The organism is Georgenia sp. Marseille-Q6866 (assembly GCF_965111665.1).
Genome location: NZ_CBCOOR010000014.1, coordinates 21056 through 39837, shown reverse-complemented (window position 1 = coordinate 39837; position 18782 = coordinate 21056). Strand labels below are relative to the sequence as shown.

15 protein-coding genes and 1 pseudogene are annotated in these 18782 nt (G+C 75.0%); 7 read left to right on the top strand and 9 right to left on the bottom strand.

Features of this window, described 5'->3' with window-relative positions:
* The first annotated feature begins 18 nt into the window (after window positions 1–18).
* Window positions 19–2334, top strand: coding sequence for a heavy metal translocating P-type ATPase (locus tag ACWPXV_RS12590; RefSeq protein ID WP_454085592.1), 2316 nt, complete (start codon window positions 19–21; stop codon window positions 2332–2334).
* 69 nt (window positions 2335–2403) lie between these two features.
* Here the strand turns inward: ACWPXV_RS12590 and ACWPXV_RS12585 are convergent, their stop codons facing one another.
* Genes ACWPXV_RS12585 through ACWPXV_RS12575 form a run of 3 tightly spaced genes read right to left on the bottom strand, consistent with a single transcriptional unit; the run spans window position 2404 to window position 4933 of the window.
* Window positions 2404–3255 (bottom strand): MetQ/NlpA family ABC transporter substrate-binding protein, encoded by an 852-nt coding sequence (locus ACWPXV_RS12585; protein ID WP_454085532.1) that lies wholly within the window; start codon window positions 3253–3255, stop codon window positions 2404–2406.
* 23 nt (window positions 3256–3278) lie between these two features.
* A complete protein-coding gene (locus tag ACWPXV_RS12580; RefSeq protein WP_454085531.1) occupies window positions 3279–3956 on the bottom strand; it encodes a methionine ABC transporter permease in 678 nt (225 codons plus the stop codon).
* On the bottom strand, window positions 3953–4933 hold the full coding sequence (locus ACWPXV_RS12575) for a methionine ABC transporter ATP-binding protein (RefSeq protein ID WP_454085530.1): 981 nt from the start codon (window positions 4931–4933) through the stop codon (window positions 3953–3955). The genes ACWPXV_RS12580 and ACWPXV_RS12575 overlap by 4 nt, the downstream gene beginning before the upstream one ends.
* Before the next feature lie 190 nt (window positions 4934–5123).
* Here ACWPXV_RS12575 and ACWPXV_RS12570 point away from each other — a divergent pair, with 190 nt between their 5' ends.
* From ACWPXV_RS12570 to ACWPXV_RS12560, 3 genes are read left to right on the top strand one after another with little or no spacing between them, the layout of a single operon-like run.
* Window positions 5124–5885 (top strand): CPBP family intramembrane glutamic endopeptidase, encoded by a 762-nt coding sequence (locus ACWPXV_RS12570; RefSeq protein ID WP_454085529.1) that lies wholly within the window; start codon window positions 5124–5126, stop codon window positions 5883–5885.
* A gap of 47 nt (window positions 5886–5932) precedes the next feature.
* Entirely contained in the window at window positions 5933–8563 is a 2631-nt protein-coding gene (locus ACWPXV_RS12565) for a lysylphosphatidylglycerol synthase domain-containing protein (protein WP_454085528.1), read from the top strand.
* Window positions 8560–9963 (top strand): DUF2079 domain-containing protein, encoded by a 1404-nt coding sequence (locus ACWPXV_RS12560; protein ID WP_454085527.1) that lies wholly within the window; start codon window positions 8560–8562, stop codon window positions 9961–9963. The genes ACWPXV_RS12565 and ACWPXV_RS12560 overlap by 4 nt, the downstream gene beginning before the upstream one ends.
* A 22-nt stretch (window positions 9964–9985) precedes the next feature.
* On the opposite strand, the gene crcB is transcribed toward ACWPXV_RS12560, so the two are convergent.
* Both crcB and ACWPXV_RS12550 read right to left on the bottom strand, forming a co-directional pair.
* Window positions 9986–10357, bottom strand: coding sequence for a fluoride efflux transporter CrcB (gene crcB / locus ACWPXV_RS12555; protein WP_454085526.1), 372 nt, complete (start codon window positions 10355–10357; stop codon window positions 9986–9988).
* Window positions 10354–10749 (bottom strand): CrcB family protein, encoded by a 396-nt coding sequence (locus ACWPXV_RS12550; protein WP_454085525.1) that lies wholly within the window; start codon window positions 10747–10749, stop codon window positions 10354–10356. The genes crcB and ACWPXV_RS12550 overlap by 4 nt, the downstream gene beginning before the upstream one ends.
* Before the next feature lie 51 nt (window positions 10750–10800).
* Between ACWPXV_RS12550 and ACWPXV_RS12545 the strand changes: the two are divergent.
* From ACWPXV_RS12545 to ACWPXV_RS12535, 3 genes and pseudogenes are all read left to right on the top strand, one after another.
* Window positions 10801–11129 (top strand): annotated as a pseudogene (locus ACWPXV_RS12545) (copper resistance CopC family protein); the annotation flags it as partial.
* Window positions 11130–11138: 9 nt separating this feature from the next.
* The gene (locus ACWPXV_RS12540; RefSeq protein WP_454085596.1) at window positions 11139–11429 is read left to right on the top strand and encodes a hypothetical protein; all 291 of its coding nucleotides are present in this window, start codon (window positions 11139–11141) and stop codon (window positions 11427–11429) included.
* 141 nt (window positions 11430–11570) lie between these two features.
* Window positions 11571–12050 carry a hypothetical protein gene (locus tag ACWPXV_RS12535; protein WP_454085524.1) on the top strand — a complete coding sequence of 160 codons (480 nt, stop codon included), beginning with the start codon at window positions 11571–11573 and terminating at the stop codon, window positions 12048–12050.
* On the opposite strand, the gene ACWPXV_RS12530 is transcribed toward ACWPXV_RS12535, so the two are convergent.
* The 4 genes from ACWPXV_RS12530 to ACWPXV_RS12515 all read right to left on the bottom strand — a co-directional run bounded on the left by ACWPXV_RS12530 (window position 12038) and on the right by ACWPXV_RS12515 (window position 18690).
* A complete protein-coding gene (locus ACWPXV_RS12530; protein ID WP_454085523.1) occupies window positions 12038–12934 on the bottom strand; it encodes a PfkB family carbohydrate kinase in 897 nt (298 codons plus the stop codon). The two genes, ACWPXV_RS12535 and ACWPXV_RS12530, sit on opposite strands and share 13 nt — an antisense overlap.
* A 138-nt stretch (window positions 12935–13072) precedes the next feature.
* Window positions 13073–13816 carry a 2,3-bisphosphoglycerate-dependent phosphoglycerate mutase gene (locus ACWPXV_RS12525; RefSeq protein WP_454085522.1) on the bottom strand — a complete coding sequence of 248 codons (744 nt, stop codon included), beginning with the start codon at window positions 13814–13816 and terminating at the stop codon, window positions 13073–13075.
* Window positions 13817–13833: 17 nt separating this feature from the next.
* A complete protein-coding gene (locus tag ACWPXV_RS12520) occupies window positions 13834–14463 on the bottom strand; it encodes a hypothetical protein (RefSeq protein WP_454085521.1) in 630 nt (209 codons plus the stop codon).
* A gap of 93 nt (window positions 14464–14556) precedes the next feature.
* Entirely contained in the window at window positions 14557–18690 is a 4134-nt protein-coding gene (locus ACWPXV_RS12515; protein WP_454085520.1) for a S8 family serine peptidase, read from the bottom strand.
* Window positions 18691–18782 lie beyond the last annotated feature (92 nt).

The following is an 18782-nucleotide window of genomic DNA, read 5'->3' as shown; positions in this document are numbered from 1 at the left end:
GACCTCGCCGTCGAGGGGATGACCTGCGCCTCCTGCGTCGCGCGGGTGGAGAAGAAGCTCAACGCCGTGCCCGGCGTCAGCGCCACCGTCAACCTCGCCACCGAGAGCGCGCACCTCACCCTCGAGGAGCAGGTGCCCGACGGCGACCTCCTCGGTGCCGTCGAACGCGCCGGGTACGCCGCCACCGTCACGCGCCGGCGCACCGCCGACGACGACGCCGCCCACCACGGCGGCCACGGCGACGGCGGGCACGACGACGGTCACGGCGCCGAGCACGCGCTCGCCGGGCACAGCCACGGCGCCGGGGACGACACCTCCTCCCCCGCCGAGCGGCGCCAGGCGGACCTGCGGCGGCGCCTGCGGGTCGCGGGCGTGCTCAGCGTCCCGATCGTCGCGCTGTCGATGGTCCCGCCCCTGCAGTTCCCGGGCTGGCAGTGGGTCGTCGCGCTCCTGTCGCTGCCCGTGGTGACCTGGGCCGCCTGGCCCTTCCACCGCTCGGCGGCCAAGGCCGCCCGGCACGGCGCCTCGACGATGGACACCCTCGTGTCCGTCGGTGTCATCGCGGCCACGCTGTGGTCGCTGTGGGCGCTGCTGCTCGGCGGCGCCGGGGAGATCGGGATGCGGATGACCCCGCACCTGTTCCCCGCCCAGGGGGCACTGGGTGAGGTCGGCATGCCCGAGCTCTACTTCGAGGTCGCGGCGGTCGTCACGACCTTCCTCCTCGCCGGCCGCTACGCCGAGTCGCGCTCCCGCCGCCGGGCCGGGGACGCGCTGCGCGCCCTCCTCTCCCTCGGTGCCAAGGACGTTGCACGGCTGACCGTGGACGAGGCGGGGCGGCGCACCGAGGAGCGCGTGCCCGTCGAGCAGCTCGCCGCCGGGGACCTGTTCGTCGTCCGCCCCGGGGAGAAGGTCGCCACCGACGGCGCCGTCGTCGAGGGCAGCTCCGCGGTGGACGCCTCGATGCTCACCGGGGAACCGGTGCCCGTCGACGTCGGTCCCGGCGACACGGTGACCGGCGCGACCGTCAACGCCTCCGGGCGCCTGGTCGTGCGGGCCACCCGCGTGGGCGAGGAGACGACGCTCGCCCAGATCGGCCGGCTCGTCACCCGGGCCCAGACCGGCAAGGCCCCGGTCCAGCGGCTCGCGGACCGCATCTCCGCCGTCTTCGTCCCGGTCGTCTTCGTCATCGCGATCGGCACCTTCGCGGTGTGGATGCTCTCCGGCGCCAACCTCCAGGCGGCCTTCACCGCCGCCGTCGCCGTCCTCATCATCGCCTGCCCCTGCGCCCTCGGGCTGGCGACCCCCACCGCCCTGCTCGTCGGCTCGGGCCGCGCCTCGCAGCTCGGCATCGTCATCAAGGGCCCGGAGATCCTCGAGTCCACCCGCCGCATCGACACCATGGTGCTCGACAAGACGGGCACGGTGACCGAGGGACGCATGGAGCTCGCGGACGTCACCACGGCCGCGGACCGCAGCGAGGTGCTGCGGCTCGCGGGAGCGGTCGAGGCGGCCAGCGAGCACCCCATCGCCCAGGCCGTCGCGGCCGGTGCCCGCGCCGAGCTCGGCGACCTCCCCGAGATCACCGGCTTCGCGAACCACGCCGGGCGCGGGGTCAGCGGCACCGTCGAGGGCCACAAGGTCCTCGTCGGGCGCCCCGCCTGGCTCGCCGAGCAGGGCGTCACCGTGCCCGACGGCGTGATCCGGGACCACCGGGACGCCGAGCGGACCGGGGCGACCGCCGTCGTCGTCGCCTGGGACGGCACCGCCCGCGGCGTCCTCGCCGTCCGGGACACCGTCAAGCCCACCTCCGCCGAGGCGGTCGCCCGCCTGCGGAAGCTGGGCGTGCGGCCGATGCTCCTCACCGGCGACAACCGGGCCACCGCCGAGGCCGTGGCCCGCGAGGTCGGCATCCCGGCCGAGGACGTCATCGCCGAGGTGCTGCCGGAGGACAAGCTCGACGTCGTCGCCCGCCTCCAGGGCGAGGGCCGGGTCGTCGCGATGGTCGGGGACGGCGTCAACGACGCCGCGGCCCTCGCGCAGGCCGGGCAGCAGGGCCTGGGCCTGGCGATGGGCACCGGCACCGACGTCGCGATCGAGGCCAGCGACATCACGCTCGTCACGGGCGACCTCCGCGCCGCCCCGACGTCGATCGCCGTCTCCCGCGCCACCCTGCGGGTCATCAAGCAGAACCTCTTCTGGGCCTTCGCCTACAACGTCGCCGCGATCCCGCTCGCGGCGCTCGGGCTGCTCAACCCGATGATCGCCGGCGCCGCGATGGCGGCGAGCTCGGTCATCGTCGTCGGCAACTCCCTGCGCCTGCGCCGCGCCGGCTAGCCGCAACAAGAAGCGCCGACAGCCGGATTCCTCCTGGAGGAATCCGGCTGTCGGCGCTGGAGGGGTGCGTCAGAAGGCGGGGATGATCTCGCCGGCGGGCCAGCGCTCCTCGATGAAGGCGCGCACGTCCTCGGAGTGCAGCGCCTCGTCGAGGGCGAGGATCGCCTCGTTCTCGGCGTCCTCCGCGCGCACGGCGAGGAGGTTGGCGTAGGGGTTGCCCTCGCCGGACTCGAGGAGGATCGCGTCCTCGGCCGGGTTGAGCTCGGCCTCGAGGGCGTAGTTGCCGTTGATGACGGCGGCGTCGAAGTCCTGGAGGCTGCGGACGAGCTGGGCGGCCTCGAGCTCGGCGAGCTCGACGTTCTTCGGGTTGTCCGCGACGTCGAAGATCGTCGGGTCCTCGACGTCCTCGGCCAGGGTGAAGACACCCTCGGCGGCGAGCAGCTCGAGCGCGCGGGCCTGGTTGGCCGGGTCGTTGGGCACGCCCACCTGGGCGCCGTCGGGCAGCTCGTCGAGCGACGTGAGGGAGTCGGAGTAGACGCCGTAGGGCTCGATGTGGACGCCCTCGAAGTGCGCGAAGTCGTAGCCCTTCTCCTCCACCTCGGCCTCGTAGTACGGCAGGTGCTGGAAGAAGTTCGCGTCCAGCTCCCCCTCGGCGAGCTGGACGTTGGGCTGGACGTAGTCGGTGTACTCGACGATGTCGAGGGTGAAGCCGGCGTCCTCGGCGAGGTTGTCCTGGACGAACTCGAGGATCTCGGCGTGCGGGGTGGGGCTGGCGCCGACGACGATCGTCGTGACCTCGCCGTCGGCGGCCGGGCTGGCGCCGTCGGTGGTGTCGTCCGCGGCGTCGCCGCAGGCCGCGAGGGTGAGGGCCGCGACGCCGGCGAGGGCCGCGATCCGGGTGGAGGTGCGGAGGGTGGTCATGGGACTTCCTTTCGTGGGGACGCTCAGCGGTGGTCGACGAGTCGCACGACCCGGTCACCGAGCATCTGGACGAGCTGGACGAGGACGATGATCACGACGACGGTCACGACCATGACGTCGGTCTGGAAACGGTTGTAGCCGTGGTTGACGGCAAGGGCGCCGAGGCCGCCGGCACCCAGCGCGCCGGCCATCGCGGAGTAGCCGACGAGCGTGATGACGGTGACGGTGGCACCGCCGACGAGGGCCGGCAGCGCCTCGCGCACGAGGACCCCGCCGACGATCGCGAGCCGGGAGGCGCCCACCATGCGCGCCGCCTCGACCTTCCCCGCGCTCACGTCCCGGACGGCGTTCTCGACGAGCCGCGCGAAGAAGGGCGTGGCGGCGAGCGAGAGCGGGACGACGGCGGAGAGCCACCCGTAGGTGGTACCGGTGATGAGCCGCGTCAGCGGGAGGATCGCGATCATGAGGATGACGAAGGGGAAGGAGCGCCCGACGTTGACGACGGTCGCGAGCGCCGCGTTGACCGCCCGCGCCGGGCGCAGGCCCCCGGGCGCCGTCGCGACGAGCGCGAGCCCGAGCGGCAGGCCGAGCAGCACCGTGGCGAGCGAGGACAGCCCGGTCATGTAGAGCGTCTCGAGGGTGGCCTCGGGCAGCTGCTCGGTGATGACCCGGTTGCTCAGCGCGTCCTGCAGCCAGCTCACGGCGCCACCTCCTCGACGTGGACGCCCTCGGCGCGCAGCCGGGCGGTGGAGCTCGCGACGGCGGCGGCCGGGACGGTGATGCGCAGGCGTCCCACCCGCGTGCCGGCGAGGGTCTCGATCGTGCCGGAGGCGACGTCGACGTCCTCGCCGAGGGCGGCGACGGCGGCGAGCACCCGGTGCGCGGGCGTCCCCCCGCCGAAGGCGAGCTCGAGGGTGGTGCGGCCGGCCACGCCGGGCTCCGGCGGGAGCGGGACGAGGGAGCGGGCCAGCCGCGAGCCGTGCTCGCCGGCCACCTCGGCGATCGGCCCGGTCTGGGCGACCTTCCCGTGGTCGAGGAGCGTGACGGAGTCGCAGACCTCGCGGACCACGGACATCTCGTGGGTGATGATGAGGACGGTCAGGCCCAGGCGGTCGCGCAGCTCGCGGATGAGCCGCAGGATCTGGCGGGTGGTGTCGGAGTCGAGGGCCGAGGTGGGCTCGTCGCACAGGAGCACCGCCGGCTCGGCCGCGAGCGCCCGGGCGATGCCGACGCGCTGCTTCTGCCCGCCGGACAGCTGGGCGGGGTAGGAGTCACCGCGGTCCCCAAGGCCGACGAGCTGGAGCAGCTCGGCCACCCGGACCTCCCGCTCGGCGCGCGACACCCCCGCCACCCGCAGCGGGTAGGCGACGTTCTGCGCCGCCGTCCGGGCGTCGAGGAGGTTGACGTGCTGGAAGACCATGCCGATCCGCCGCCGCTGGCGGCGCAGCTCGCGCTCGCCCAGGCCGGTGAGGGTGACGCCGTCGATGGCGACGGTCCCCGAGCTCGGCTCCTCGAGGGCGGTGAGGCAGCGGATGAGGGTCGACTTGCCCGCGCCGGACTCCCCGACGATCCCGTGGACCTCACCGCGGGGGACGTGGAGGTCGATGCCGTCCAGGGCGACGACCTCGCGGTCACCGCGGGTGCGGTAGACCTTGCGCAGGTCGCTGAGGCTGATCACGGGGTTCCTCCATCGGTCCTGGCGGGAGCACCCGTTGGAGCGGGTTGCTGCAGCGTCGACGAGCCAGGTCTCTCGGCTGCTCTGGATGGTCCCGTCACGGTAAGTTCGCCGCCTCCCGTGCACCCACCGCCGTCCGCATGGCGAGACGCGTCCCGCGGGCGCTCCGGGCGCCGGCTGCTACAACTGCCCCATGGAGACCACGCCCCGCCGCCTGCGCGCGGAGGTGTGGATCGTCCTTGGCCTGTCGCTCGGCCAGTCCGCCGTCTACGCCGTCGTCAACCTCGTCGCCCGGCTCACCGCCGAGACGCCGCTGCGCGACCAGGCCACCGCGCTCAACCCCTCGCGCTCCCCGCGGCCCTACCTCGACCTCACCTACCAGCTGCTCAGCCTCGGCTTCGCGCTCGTGCCGGTGGCGCTGGCGCTCTTCCTCCTCAGCGAGCCCGGCAGCCGTGCCACCTCGCGGATCGGCCTCACGCTCTCCCGCCCGGGCCGGGACCTGGCCGTCGGTGCCGGGCTGGCCGCGCTCATCGGGATCCCCGGGCTGGGCCTGTACGCGCTCGGGCGGGCGCTGGGCGTCACCGTCGAGGTCCAGGCCGCCACCCTCGACGCCGCGTGGTGGGCCGTGCCCGTCCTCGTGCTCGCGGCGCTGAAGAACGCCCTGCTCGAGGAGGTGGTCGCCGCCGGCTACCTCATCGAGCGGCTCGAGCAGCTCGGCTGGCGGGCGCCGTCCGTCGTCGCCGCGAGCGCGCTCCTGCGCGGCGCCTACCACCTCTACCAGGGCCTGGGGCCGGGGCTGGCGAACGTCGCGATGGGCGTCGTCTTCGCGGAGTACTACCGCAGGCGACGGCGGACCATGCCGCTCGTCGTCGCCCACACCCTCCTCGACGTCGTCGCCTTCGTCGGCTACGCCCTGCTGCCGGCCGAGCTCCTCGCGTCCCTCGGTCTCGGCTGAGCGCGGCTCCGGGGGGGCGGTCCGGGGCACCGCCTACACTCGGGCGCATGACGGATCGGCCCGGTGAGCGCACCCCCGTGGCCGACAGCCCCACCCGCGGGGCGCCGCGCCGCAAGGTGCTGCTCGTCGACGTGCCCGAGGCGCGCGTCCGCCGCCCGCGCGACCTCCTCGAGCTCGTCCTGTCCGTGCTCGGCATCGGCATGGTCCTGCTCCTCGCCGTGTACGCGCACGCGACCGCGATCGGTGTCACCGAGGACGTCCAGTCCGCCGCCGCGCTCGTGCTCCGCGAGATCCTCCTCCTGCCCGTCACGGTCCTCGAGGGCGTCGTCACCTTCTTCCTGCCGCTGTTCGTCGTCGTCATGCAGCTCGTGCGGCGGCGCTGGCGAGCGGTGGCGGAGGCCGTCGCGGCCGCCGTCGTCGCCTGGGGCGTGACGACCGGCGCGGTCCTCCTCCTCGACACCTACGGGCCCACCGCCCTGTCGGTGGGCCTGACGATCACCTCCGAGGGCGACGCGGTCATCGCGATGAACCCCCTCGTGGCCGCGCTCGCCGCACTCCTCACGACGGTCGGGACCCGCGCCCACCGCCCCACCGTGCGCTGGTCGTGGAACCTCCTGTGGGTGGTCCTCGTCCTCACCGTCATCCGCGGCGCGCTCACTCTGCCCGGCGCCGTCGTCACCGTCCTCATCGGCCGCGCGATCGGGCTGGCCGGACGGTACGTCGTCGGTGTCTACAACGAGCGTGCCGAGGGCATCGCCCTGGTCCAGGGGCTGCGGCACGCCGGGCTCGACCCCGCCCGCGTGGTGCGGCTGGACAGCGCCGACGAGGACGTCCAGGCGTGGACCGTGACGACCAGCGCGCCCGTCGGCTACACCGCACGGCCCGTGGAGCCGCTGGACACGACGGCGGTCCCCAGCTGGCCCGGCGCCTCCGGACGCCCGGCCGACTCGATCGTCCCCGACGTCCTCACCGACCCGCACGCCGTCGTCGCCGCCTCCACGAGCCCCGACGGCGTCACCCTCGACCCCGTCAGCGCCCACCGCGTGTACTCGGTGTGGGACGCCGAGGGCCGCCGCTGGTACGTCAGCGTGCTCGACGGCGACCGCCAGGTGGTCGGCTACCTCTCCTCCCTGTGGGCGCGGCTGCGGGTACGGGGACTGCACCGCCGGCGGGCCACCACGCTGCGCGACGCCGCCGACCGCGCCGCCCTCCTCGCCTACGCGACCGAGCGCGCCGGGGTCCGCACGGCGCCGCTCACCGGGATGGCCGAGTCGCGCGACTCCGTCCTCATGGTGAGTGCGCACATCGGCCACGCGCGCCGGCTCAGCGACATCCCCGCCGAGGAGGTGGGCGACGAGCTGCTCGACGAGCTGTGGCGCCAGCTCGGCACCGCGCACGCCGCCGGCATCGCCCACCTGGACCTCAGCGCCGACGCCGTCCTCGTCACGGCCGAGGGCGAGGTCCTGCTCCTCGACTGGGAGAACGGGGAGATCGCCGCCTCCGAGCTGTCCCGCCGCCTCGACCTCGCCCAGCTCCTCGCGGCCACCGCCGCGCACGTCGGCGAGGACCGTGCCCTGGCCAGCGCCGCGCGCTCCCTGGACAGCGAGGAGCTCGCCTCGGTGGCGCCGCTGCTCCAGCCGGTCGTCCTCACCGCGCACACTCGCGCCGCGGCCGAGCGCCCGCGCGAGCTGCTCAACTCCCTGCGGGCCCGGCTCGTGGACCAGAACCCAGCGGCCGACGTCGAGCCGATGCGGCTGGCCCGGTTCAGCATGCGCACGGTCGTCATGGTGACGATCGCCGTCGTCGCCGTCTGGCTGCTCCTCGGCACGCTGAACTTCGAGCAGGTCGTCGCCGCCACCCGCAACGCCAACCCGTGGTGGCTGCTCGCCACCTTCGCCTTCGGCGTGCTCACCTTCCTCGGCAGCGCCATGGGCCTGGTGGCCTTCGCGCCGGAGAAGCTCGGGCTGTGGCGCACCACCCTCGTCCAGGTGGCCGCCGGCGTCGTCTCGCTCGTCGCGCCCGCCGGGGTCGGGCCCGCAGCGCTCAACCTCCGCTTCCTCAACCGGCAGCGGGTCGCCACCCCGCTCGCCGTCGCCACCGTCGCCCTCGTCCAGGTCTCCCAGTTCGTCACCACCGTGCTGCTCCTCGCGACGATGGCCCTGGTCACCGGCAGCGCCGGCACGCTGTCGGTGCCCTCCGGCGCGGTCAACGCGGTGGCGATCACCGCCGTCATCATCCTCGGCGTGCTGCTCGGCGTACCGCCCGTGCGCACCTGGCTGTGGGAGAAGCTCGGACCCACCCTGCGCCAGGTGTGGCCCCGGGTGCTGTGGGTGGTCGGCAGCCCGCGCCGGCTGCTCGTGGGGCTGGGCGGCAACGTCATCATGACGCTCGGCTACGTCGCCGCCTTCGGCTGCGCCCTCGCCGCCTTCGGCTACAGCCTGCCGCTGACGACGCTGTCGATCACCTACCTCACGTCCAACACCGTGGGCGCGGCCGTGCCCTCCCCCGGCGGCATCGGCCCGGTCGAGGCGGCCCTCACCGGTGGGCTCACCGTCGCCGGCATCCCCGCCGGCGTCGCCTTCTCCGTCGCGCTCGTCTTCCGACTGCTCACCTTCTGGCTCCGGGTGCCGCTCGGGTGGGCGGCGCTGCGCCACCTCCAGCGCCGGGGAGCGGTGTGACCGCGCCCGTCACCACCACCCGGCGGACACGGCTGAGGCAGCCGGAGGCCTGGGCCGTGGCAGCGGCGGCCGGCGCGCTGTACGTGCTCGTCACCGTCCTCCAGTGGCGCCGGCTGGAGGCGCCGTCGTGGGACCTGGCGATCTTCACCCAGCTCGCCAAGGCCTACGCGGGCCTCGACGCGCCGATCGTCCCGATCAAGGGCGACGGCTTCAATCTCCTCGGCGACCACTTCCACCCGATCCTCGTGCTCCTCGGCCCGGTCTACGCCCTCGCGCCCTCCGGGCTCACCCTGCTCGTCGTCCAGGCGCTGCTCGTCGGGGTGTCGGCGTGGCCGCTGACGGCCCTGGCGGTGCGCCGGCTGGGACGGTGGCCCGGCGTCGCGGTCGGGGCCGCCTACGTCCTGTCCCACGGCATCCAGGGGGCGGTGCGCAGCCAGTTCCACGAGATCTCCTTCGCGCTGCCGCTCCTCGCCTTCGGCCTGTGCGCCCTCCTCGAGAAGCGCTGGCGGGCGAGCGTCCTGTGGCTCGCGCCGCTCGTCCTCGTCAAGGAGGACCTCGGGCTGCTCGTCGCCGTCCTGGGCCTGGTCATCTGGTGGCGGGGGGCGCGCCGCGCCGGCCTCGCCCTGGCCGGCTGGGGCGTCGCGTGGTTCGTCCTCGCGACGGCCGTCATCCTGCCGCTCCTCAACCCGCGCGGCCAGTACGACTACACCGACCGGCTCACGGTCGGCGACGTCCTCGGCGACCCGCTCACCGCCCTCGCCGGGGTCCTGGGCCCCGGGGAGAAGGTCGTCACGGTGCTCCTGCTCGTCCTCGCGGCCGGGATCGTCGGGGTCCGCTCACCGATCCTCCTCGCCGCGGTGCCGACGCTCGCGTGGCGCTTCCTCGGCGACGTGTCGTTCTACTGGACCTGGGTCTGGCACTACGACGCCGTCCTCATGCCGCTCGCCACCGCCGCGCTGCTCGACGCGCTGGGGCCGCGTCCCGCGGAGCCGGACCGTCACCGGCCGCTGCGCGCCGGTGTCGCGCTCGGGGCCGCGGGCCTCGCCGTCGTCCTCACCGCCCCGGACCTGCCCGTCGCGCGGCTGGCGAGCCCGGACACGTGGCAGGCCTCGCCCCGCACGGAGGCGGCCCGGGAGGTGGTCGAGGCGGTGCCGGAGGGCGCCGTCGTCGCCAGCGACATCTCCCTGCTCGCGCGTCTCGTGCCGACGACGACGGCGCTGTGGTCCGGGACGGGTGACAACCCGGTCGCGGACTACTACGTCATCGACCGCGAGGGCGGGGCGTGGGGAGACAACGCGCCGGAGGACGCCGCGCGGTACGCGGAGGAGAAGCACCCGGGGACCCACTACGAGCTCGTCCTGGACCGCGAGGGCTACCAGGTGGCGCGCCGCGTCGGCTGAGCCGGGTCGCCTGCGCGCGGGCTCAGCCGAGGAGCGCCCCGGTGGCCGCGGCGCCGAGGGCGGCCGCCGCGACGGTGCCGAGGAGGCTGCCCAGCGCGTACCCCGCCGCCCGCCAGGGACGGCCCCGCTGGAGGAGACGGACGGCCTCGAGGGACGCCGTCGAGAAGGTCGTGTAGCCGCCGCAGAACCCCGCAAGGGCGACGACGTAGGCCCGCGGGTCCAGGGAGCCGGCGGCGAGCGCACCGACGAGGCAGCCCGCCAGCAGGCTGCCGCTGAGGTTGACGGCGGTCGTCCCGCGCGGCACCCGCTCCGGCCCGGCGGAGGGCAGCAGGGAGTCCAGCACGTAGCGGACCGCGGCGCCGAGCGCGCCACCGAGGGCGACGAGGAGGATCACCGCGCCGCCCTCCGCGCCCCGGCGAGGACGCCGGCCCCGCACGCGGCGAGCCCGGCGAGGACCGTGCCGAGCCCGTAGCCGGCGGCGCCCGCCCAGTGGGCGGCGTCGAGCCGGGCGAGGACCTCGACGGCGATCCCGGAGTACGTGGTGAAGCCGCCCAGCACGCCGGTGCCGAGGAGCAGCCGCAGGCGGCGGCGGTGGCCCGTGTCGGGACCACCGCGGGCGAGCCGCTCGAGGAGGAGACCGAGGAGGAAGGCACCGGCCACGTTGACGGCCAGCGTCGCCGCCCAGGCGGACGAGCCGGCCGCACCGACGAGGAGGTGGCGGGCCACGGCGCCCGCCGCTCCACCGGCGGCGACCGTGCCCACCGAGCGGACGTCCAGCTGCCTCATCAGGGCGATCGTACGGGCGCTCGCTCCGCCCCCGTCCCGGGTCTGCCTAGCATGGACCCCATGACCACGACCGTTGCCGCTCGCCGTCCCGCCCGCGCCCTCACCCTCGTCCTGCTCGTCCTCCTCGGGACGCTCGGCCTCGGGACGGCGGCCCAGGCGCACGACATGCTCGTCGCCTCCGACCCCGCCGAGGGGGCGGTGCTCGACGCGCCGCCGGAGTCGATCACGCTGAGCTTCAACAACCCGCCGCTCGAGGTGGGCTCGGTGATCACCGTCGTCGACGCCGACGGCACCACCGTCGCCGAGGGTGAGGGCACGCTCGACGGGACCGACGTCGTCCTCGCGCTCGACACCGAGCTGCCGGCCGGACAGCTCAGGTGCGCTGGCGCGTGGCCTCCAGCGACGGCCACCCGATCGACGGTGTCATCCCCTTCGAGGTCACCGCGCCCGCCGAGCCGGCCGAGCCCGCCACGAGCGAGCCCGCCGCCGCCCCGGCCACCACCGAGCCCGCCCAGCCGACGAGCGAGCCCGCGACGAGCGAGCCGGCGCAGACCGCCGAGGAGCCCGGGGTGTCCGGGCTGCCCACCGCCGCCAAGGTGGCCATCGCCGTCGCGGCGCTCGGCGCGGTCGCCGCGATCGTCGTCCTCATCGTCCGGCGGCAGCGCACCGACCGTCTGTGAGGAACGTCTCGGGCCGTTCCGCCACGGCCCGAGCCACGGTGTGCGGTGCGGGAAAACCGCTCCAGCACGCGGAAAACCGAGCGTAAGGTCGGCGTCCACGGCCGCCCGGACCGCCCCGCGCACAGGCTTAACGTGTCTGGCATGACACGTCGACTCCTCCTTCCCGCAGTCCTCCTGCTCGGTCTCACCGCCTGCAGCTCCAGCACGTCCGACGACGAGTCCACCCCGGCGGCCTCCGCCTCGCAGAGCCCCGAGCAGGTCACCTGCGAGGGCTTCTACGAGGGCACGGGCACGCCGCTCGCCGAGCGCACCGAGAGCGCGCGCACCGCCCTGTCCGGTGGCGAGGTCGTGGACGACGCCACCTACACCGAGGTCAACGCCCTCGAGCAGCGCCTCACCGAGCTCGGCCGCAGCGCCCCGGCCGACCTCACCGCCCTCCTCGAGGACCTCAAGGCACCGTTCACCGAGGCCGTCGCGGCCGTCAACGAGGCCCGCGCCCAGGCGGACCCGGAGACCGGTGAGGTCACCTTCCCCGACCTCACGCAGATCGACGTCGCCGGCTCCGAGGCCGCGCAGGGCGAGATCGACAGCGCCTGCTCCGCCGCCGACTACGAGGCCTGAGCCGCCTCGTCCGGACGCGCCGCTGCCGCCTCGAGGACGTCCTCCCGCAGCCCGTCGGGCTCGCCGGGGTGGGCGATCGTCCAGGCGGCAGCGGTCGCCGCGTACTCCATCGCGGTGCGCGCGTCGCAGCCGCGCGCGAAGACGTAGTGCGCGAGGGTGGCGGCGTAGGTCGCCCCCAGCCCCGGCGGCCGCGGCCCTCCGCCCAGCTGCCGGGCCGGTACGCGGAGGACCTCCTCGGAGTGGGGCACCATCCCCACGGCGCCGCGCTCCCCGAGCGTGAGGACGACGAGCCGGGCGGCCGAGCGGCGCCGCCACGTGCGCACGAGGTGCTCCTCGTCGTGCCCGTCGTGGCCCATGACGAGCAGCTCGGCGCCGAGGTAGGGCTGCTGCTCGAGCAGCGGCGGTTCCCGGACCGTGCCGAGCGCCGCGGCCACGGGCACCCCCGTCGCCTGCGCCGAGGAGATGAGCGCCGCCGTCGGGAGCACGCCGTCGACCATGACGAGCTCGGAGGTCGCCAGCGCCCCGAGGTCGAGGTCGACGTGCGCGGTGCGCGCCTCCCCGAGGTCGCGGCTGATCTGCCGCCGGCCGTCGCACTCGAGGACGACGGCACGCGGTGAGCGGGGCAGCGAGCGCGGGCACATCGCCGAGTTGACGCCGTAGCGGTAGGCGGCGACGTCCACGGCGACGCCCTCCGCGTCCTCCCCGAGCGGCGCGGCGAGGTAGACCTCGTCACCCAGCGCCGCGAGCGTGCGGGCGGCCGCGAAGCCCGATCCGCCGACAGAGGCGGAGATCGACACGTCGCGCACCGCCCGGTACTCGACCGGGAAGGTGTCGACGGGCAGCGTGACGACGGCATAGGCCATGCCGACGACCACCACTCTCATCGCTTCCCCCTCACCGCGACCCTGCGGATCTCCAGCGAGCCTAACCGCCGCCTCCGCCCACGCACCTCGGGCGGAGGGACGATCGGGCAGCCCGGAGGGCGGACCGACGGGCACCGGGAGGCGGAGGGGCCGGTGGCCTCAGGTACCGCCCTGCGCGGCGATGGCCGCGGCCTCCGCGGCGGCCAGCCGCGGGTCGAGGTAGCGCCCGCCGCGGACGCGGGGCACGAGTCCGGGGCCGAGCTCGTACAGGAGCGGGCGGGCGTTGGGGAGGTTGAGCTCGCGCAGCTCGGCGGCGTCGAGGCCGTCGACGAGCGCGCACAGCGCGCGCAGGGAGTTGCCGTGGGCGACGACGAGGACGTGGCGGCCGGCGCGCAGCGCGTCACCGAGCTCGCCCTCCCACAGCGGGCGGACCCGCTCGACGACGTCGGCCAGCGACTCCGTGGGCGCCAGCGCCTCGGCGGGCAGCCCGGCGAAGGGCGGCAGGGAGCGCCACAGGGCGACGGTGTGCTCGGGCAGGGGCTCGGGGCGGCCGTCGAGGGAGCGGCGCCAGTGGAGGAAGAGCTCCTGGCCGTACCGCTCGGCGACCTCACGCTTGCCGTAGCCGCTGAGCGCGCCGTAGCTGCGCTCGCCCAGCCGCCAGTGCCGCGTGACCTCTCCCCCGACGACCCCGGCGACGATGTCCGCGGTGTGCCAGGAGCGGACGAGCTCCGAGGCGAGGACGAGGTCGGGCCGCCAGCCGGTGGCGTGCAGCCGGGCGGCGGCGTCGTGGCACGCCTGCTCACCGTGCGGCGTGAGCCCGACGTCCAGCACCCCGGTGAACAGGCCGAGCGCGTTGGCGGCACTCTCGCCGTGACGGACGAGGACGAGGGACCCGGGAGTCATGGGCGACGGCGCGCGGGTCAGCTGGGCAGGCCGAGCTGGTTCGTGCCGAACTCGGTGAGGAAGCGCGGCCCGTCCGTCTCGAGCTCGCGGCCGTAGTCCGCGCTCCAGTGGCTGTACGGGCTGGTGGCGAGCGCGTCGTTGGCGAAGCGGGGGTCGTCGGTGACCTCGCTGAGGCAGAAGTCGGGGATGGCGAGGTCCGTGACGGGGCCGCCGCGCTCGCACTCCGCGACGACGAGTGGCTCGTTGCGGCCGAGGAAGGAGTCGACGACCCAGCCGTCGGCGCCCAGCCACAGCGAGTAGCGCAGCTTGGCCACGAGGTCACCGCCGAGCCGGACCATCGCCAGGCCGGCGGTGACGTCCAGCTCCCGCTCGGCCTCGTAGCGGGTGCCGCCCACGTAGGGGCCCTTGGCGGTGAGCGCGCAGAAGGAGAAGGTGTCGGCGGCGGCCTCGAGGAGCTCGCGCTCGTCGCCCCAGGTGGGCAGCGTCCCGGCCGGCGCGGCCCCCTGCAGCCGGATCCGCAGGGCGTAGCCGTCGGCGGCGAGGAAGTAGCTCTGCACGATGAGCACCGGGTGCGGCTCGCGCAGGGCCGCGGTCGGCAGCTCGGGGACGAAGAACTTCCGCTCGAACTCGAAGTCGCCGTCGCTCATGCCCTGACCGTAGCGCGCGCCACCCTCCGGGCGCCGCATTTGGCGCGGGGACGCGGCAGTCGCCTGCCGCGCCCCCGCCCCTCGTGCCGCCGGTCAGCGCGGCGTGACGGTGGCCAGGTCGATGCCGGGCAGGTACCCGGCGTCGCCGCCGTAGGTGGCGGTGAGGATCGTGAGGAAGCGGACGGGCGGCAGCTGCACGGTCGCCCCTCCGTCCTCGTCGAGCTCGACCCGGTCGATGACGCGGAAGCCGGCGGTCACCGTCACCGAGCCCGTGGGCACCGGGGCGCCGCCCCGGCCGAGGACCTCGATACCGACCTGCGGGGAGCTGCCCCTCGGCACCCGGGACTCGGCGTCGATGTCGACGCGCGGCAGCGCCGGGAGCACGACGAAGGTCGCGGCGCGGCTCGTCGACCCGGCGACGCCGGGGCTCCCGGCGTACACCGCGGTGAGCCGGTGGCCGCCGGCGGCGAGGTCGCGGGGCAGGGTGACCGTGGCGGTGCCGCGGCTCCCGTCGACCGCGAGCTCGCCGGTGGCGACGACCTCGCCGTCACGGCGGAGCTCGACCGTGCCCGACGGCGCCGCCCCGGCGTCGACCGTCACCGTCGCCGTCGTCTCGGTCCCGTACGTCGCGAGGCTGCGCGCGAGGCGCAGCGACGTCGTCGAGGTGGCCTGAGCCACCTCGACGGTGACGGGCGCGGACACCGAGGCCACCCACCGCGGGGCGTCCGGCGCGAAGGCGGCGCTCAGCGTGCGGGTGCCGGTCCCGAGGGGGACGACGGCGCGGGCCGTGCCGTCCTCGACGGGCGCCGTGGCGAGCTCGGTGTCCCCGTCACGGAAGCTCACGGTGCCGGTCGCTGCGGCCGGCGCCACGGTGGCGGTGAGGGTGACCTCGGAGCCGACGGCGGGCTCGCCGTCGACGGTGAGGGTCGTCGTCGTCGGGACGGCGACGACCTCTGGGACGGTGACGTCCACGACCTGCGCGCGGGCGCCGTCGGCGTTGTGCGAGTGCAGGACGAGCAGCGGCCCGACGTCCGCGCCGGCCTCCGGCGAGCGGTGGACGGTGATGTCCGTGCCCGAGGGGTCGAAGACGTCGTTGAGCACGCCGCCGCTGGTCCACAGGTCGGGGGTGAAGGGGTCGTAGGTGAAGGGCTCGACACCGTCGACGATGTTGAGGCCGTTCGGGGCGTACTGCGAGAAGGTCCAGACGCTGAAGGTCGGGACGACGCCCGGCCGGAAGAGGCTCAGCGGGATCGGGGCGACGAGGACGTTGTTGTCGAACACGGTGGTGTCGACGTTGCCCCAGGCGCCGTTGACGGCGCTCTGGGAGTAGGGCTGGCCGGTCCAGTAGTCGTAGGTGTAGGCGATCGTCACGTCGAGCGACGGGTCGAGCTTCTGGACGGCGGTCTGGATGTCCGGGACGCCGTCACCGGTGACGTCGGTGTCGATGACCGGGACGGTCGTCGTGCCGAGCGTGGGCCACTCCCCCTGGACGGCGATGCCGATGCCGAGGTAGCCGAGTGCCGGGTCGAAGCCGGCCTCCACGAGCCGCGGCGCCGTCGACATCGCGCCGACGTACCGGATGTCACCGGCCGCGACCTGCCTCGGGGAGGTAAGGCTCGCGTCGACGTCCTCGAGGCGCGGGCTCGTGGCGACGAGCTCGAGCACCGAGGTCCGCGAGGTCCAGCCGCCGGAGTCGACGTGGCGACCGGTCAGCCCGAGGGGCGCGGTGACCGCGTCCGCCGAGGCGAGCTCCACGGGCTGGGCCGCGAGGTCGGAGACGAGACGCGGGGCCGCGTGCACCGGGACGTGGAGGGTGGGTCCGGTCCCGGGGCGCGGCGGCTCGAGGACGAGCTGGCCGGACAGCGCCGCGACGTACTCGCGGGGCACGCCGACGCCGGAGTCGGCCGACTGCGTGGGGTCGATGTCGCGCGCCAGGGTCTCGGGGTCCGCCGTCAGCGTGACCGTGACGGTCCTGCTGCGGCCGGGCGGGACGGTGATGGACGACGGCGACGTCGTGATCGTCGCGCCGCCGGTGGTCGTCGCCGCCTCGAAGGTGGGGCGGAGGACGACGGGACCGCGGTTCTCGAGGTTCTCCACGGTCACCGTGCGGCGCAGGGTGACCGTCTCGGCACCGACGTCCACGACCCCGAAGGCCACCGAGACGCCGTCCGGCGCGCTGGAGTCGTAGGCGATGACGCCGGTGCTCACGGCGGCGACCGCGTCGACACGTCCCGCCCCCACCCGCTCGGGGCCGAAGACCGGGCCGCCGGGGCCAGGCTGGGAGTAGACGGGGTTGGTCGCGGTGTTCATGATGCCGGCCTTGACCTCCTGCGGGCTCCAGCCCGGGTTGGCCGCCCGCACGAGGGCGGCGATGCCGGCGACGTGCGGGGAGGCCATCGAGGTGCCGGACAGCGTGTGCGCCATCGTGCCCGCGCCGGCCGCGGCCGAGGAGATCCGGGTGCCGGGCGCCGCGACGTCGGGCTTGACGACACCGAGCGAGCCGTGGGCGCCGCGCGAGGATCCGGGGTTGAGGATGTCGGCGACGGACTCGTCGGTGACGAAGGTGGCGTCCCGGTAGGAGGGCCCCAGGCGCACGCTCAGCGTGCCGGCCTGGATCTCGGGCAGGAGCAGGTCGGTGGCGGCGGCCGTGAGCTGCGCACCGGGAGTCGCGGCGTCACCGGCGATGCCGGCGGTGAAGATCGCGTTCTCGGTGCCGATGAGGACGCCGGCCGCGCCCGCGGCCGTCGCGTTCGCCCAGCGGGCGCCGCTGCCGCACGCACGGGTGTTGTCGTTGTCGTCCCAGTGCAGCCACACGATCGCGCCGTCGATCTGCTCGGCGTACTCGGTGAGGGGCTGGCAGCCGTCGACGCCCTCGCCGAGGTAGACGACGGGGCCCTCGGCGTCCTCGCTCCCCGCGTAGGAGATGGTGTTCTGCACGGCGTGGCGGCCGAGGAGGGACTCGTCCGCGGCTCCGGTGACCTCGACGGCGTCGTAGGTCATCGTGTCGGAGACGGAGTTGGCGACGGACAGTGCGGTGCTCGCGTTGCCGGGCGAGCCGCCGATGTCGGTGACGTCGCCGGCGTTGCCCGCGGCCATGACCGACAGGGTGCCGAGGTCGCTGAGCCGGTCGACGAAGAGGTTCTCGGGGTCGTCGACCGGGGCGGAGTCGCCGCCGAGGGAGAGGTTGACGATGTCGAGGCGGTCGTTGAAGTCGAGGTCCCCGTTCGGGTCGGCCGCCCACTCCAGCGCGTTGATCGTCACGCTGGTCGAGCCGCCGTAGTCACCGAAGACCTTGAGGGCGTAGATGCCGGCCTCCGGGGCGGCGCCGGGCCCGACCTTCCAGTCGCTGATGTCCTCGAGGTCGCCGTAGTCGCCGCGGAAGGTCTCGCCCTCGGCGGTGACGCCGTAGCCGGCGGCGCTGCCGGCGACGTGCGTGCCGTGGCCGCCGTGGTCGCGGGTGTAGAGGCCGTCGATGGGGTTCGGGTCGGGCTGCGGCACGGTGGTGGAGCCCGGCAGCCGCCCGGCGGCGTCGTAGAGGGTGCCGGCGAAGTCGTAGCCGCCGAGGAACTTGGCTCCGTCGAAGGTGCCCTCGGGCGCGGGTGCGGTGCCGTCCTCGCCGTAGGCGGAGGCGTAGGCCTCCGCGGTGCCAGGCCCCCCGAAGTCCGCGTGGGTGTAGTCGACGCCGGTGTCGATGATGCCGATGCGGATGCCCTCGCCCGTCTCGCCGTAGGACTCCCACACCTCGGCGGCGCGGGTGAAGAAGTCGACGCCCTTGTTCCTCGGCTCCTTGAGCGGGACGAGCGCCACGGACACGACGTCGTCGGACTCCGCCAGCTCGCGCACCTCGGTGGCGTCACCGGTGACGATGGTGCCGGCGACGAGCGTGCTCGTCACCGAGACCCGCTGCGGCCCGGCGCTGCGGGCGCGGGCACCTGCCTCGGCCGGGACGACGTCCTCGGCGAGGCTCTCGACGTCCTCGACCGCCTCGCCGGCGTCGGAGGCGGAGCCGCCGGACTCGACGACGTCGAGCGCCGAGGGCGCGTCGAGCCGGACGAAGGCGGTGACGGTGCCCTCGGCCGCCCTGAGCGTCTCGCCCACCTTGTCGGGGAGGTCGAGGCTCGGCAGCGGCTCGGGGGCCGCGGGGTCGGCGCCCGCGGGGACGGCCCCCAGGACCCCGACCGCGCCGAGGACGAGGGCACTGGTGGCGGCGGTCAACGATCGACGCATCGACAGTCTCATTTCGTCGTAACCATCCGCGACGACGCCGTCACGGGGGCACCGGGGTGGTGGCGGGGGACACGCTAGCGCCCGGCACCGAC

Bases quoted from the DNA above. Each gene is read 5' to 3' on its own strand.
- ACWPXV_RS12590 (WP_454085592.1), top strand. From the start codon at position 19: ATGACCTGCGCCTCCTGCGTCGCGCGGGTGGAGAAGAAGCTCAACGCC.
- ACWPXV_RS12585 (WP_454085532.1), bottom strand. From the start codon at position 3,255: ATGACCACCCTCCGCACCTCCACCCGGATCGCGGCCCTCGCCGGCGTC.
- ACWPXV_RS12570 (WP_454085529.1), top strand. From the start codon at position 5,124: ATGGAGACCACGCCCCGCCGCCTGCGCGCGGAGGTGTGGATCGTCCTT.
- ACWPXV_RS12565 (WP_454085528.1), top strand. From the start codon at position 5,933: ATGACGGATCGGCCCGGTGAGCGCACCCCCGTGGCCGACAGCCCCACC.
- ACWPXV_RS12550 (WP_454085525.1), bottom strand. From the start codon at position 10,749: ATGAGGCAGCTGGACGTCCGCTCGGTGGGCACGGTCGCCGCCGGTGGA.
- ACWPXV_RS12535 (WP_454085524.1), top strand. From the start codon at position 11,571: ATGACACGTCGACTCCTCCTTCCCGCAGTCCTCCTGCTCGGTCTCACC.
- ACWPXV_RS12530 (WP_454085523.1), bottom strand. From the start codon at position 12,934: ATGAGAGTGGTGGTCGTCGGCATGGCCTATGCCGTCGTCACGCTGCCC.
- ACWPXV_RS12525 (WP_454085522.1), bottom strand. From the start codon at position 13,816: ATGACTCCCGGGTCCCTCGTCCTCGTCCGTCACGGCGAGAGTGCCGCC.
- ACWPXV_RS12520 (WP_454085521.1), bottom strand. From the start codon at position 14,463: ATGAGCGACGGCGACTTCGAGTTCGAGCGGAAGTTCTTCGTCCCCGAG.
- ACWPXV_RS12515 (WP_454085520.1), bottom strand. From the start codon at position 18,690: ATGCGTCGATCGTTGACCGCCGCCACCAGTGCCCTCGTCCTCGGCGCG.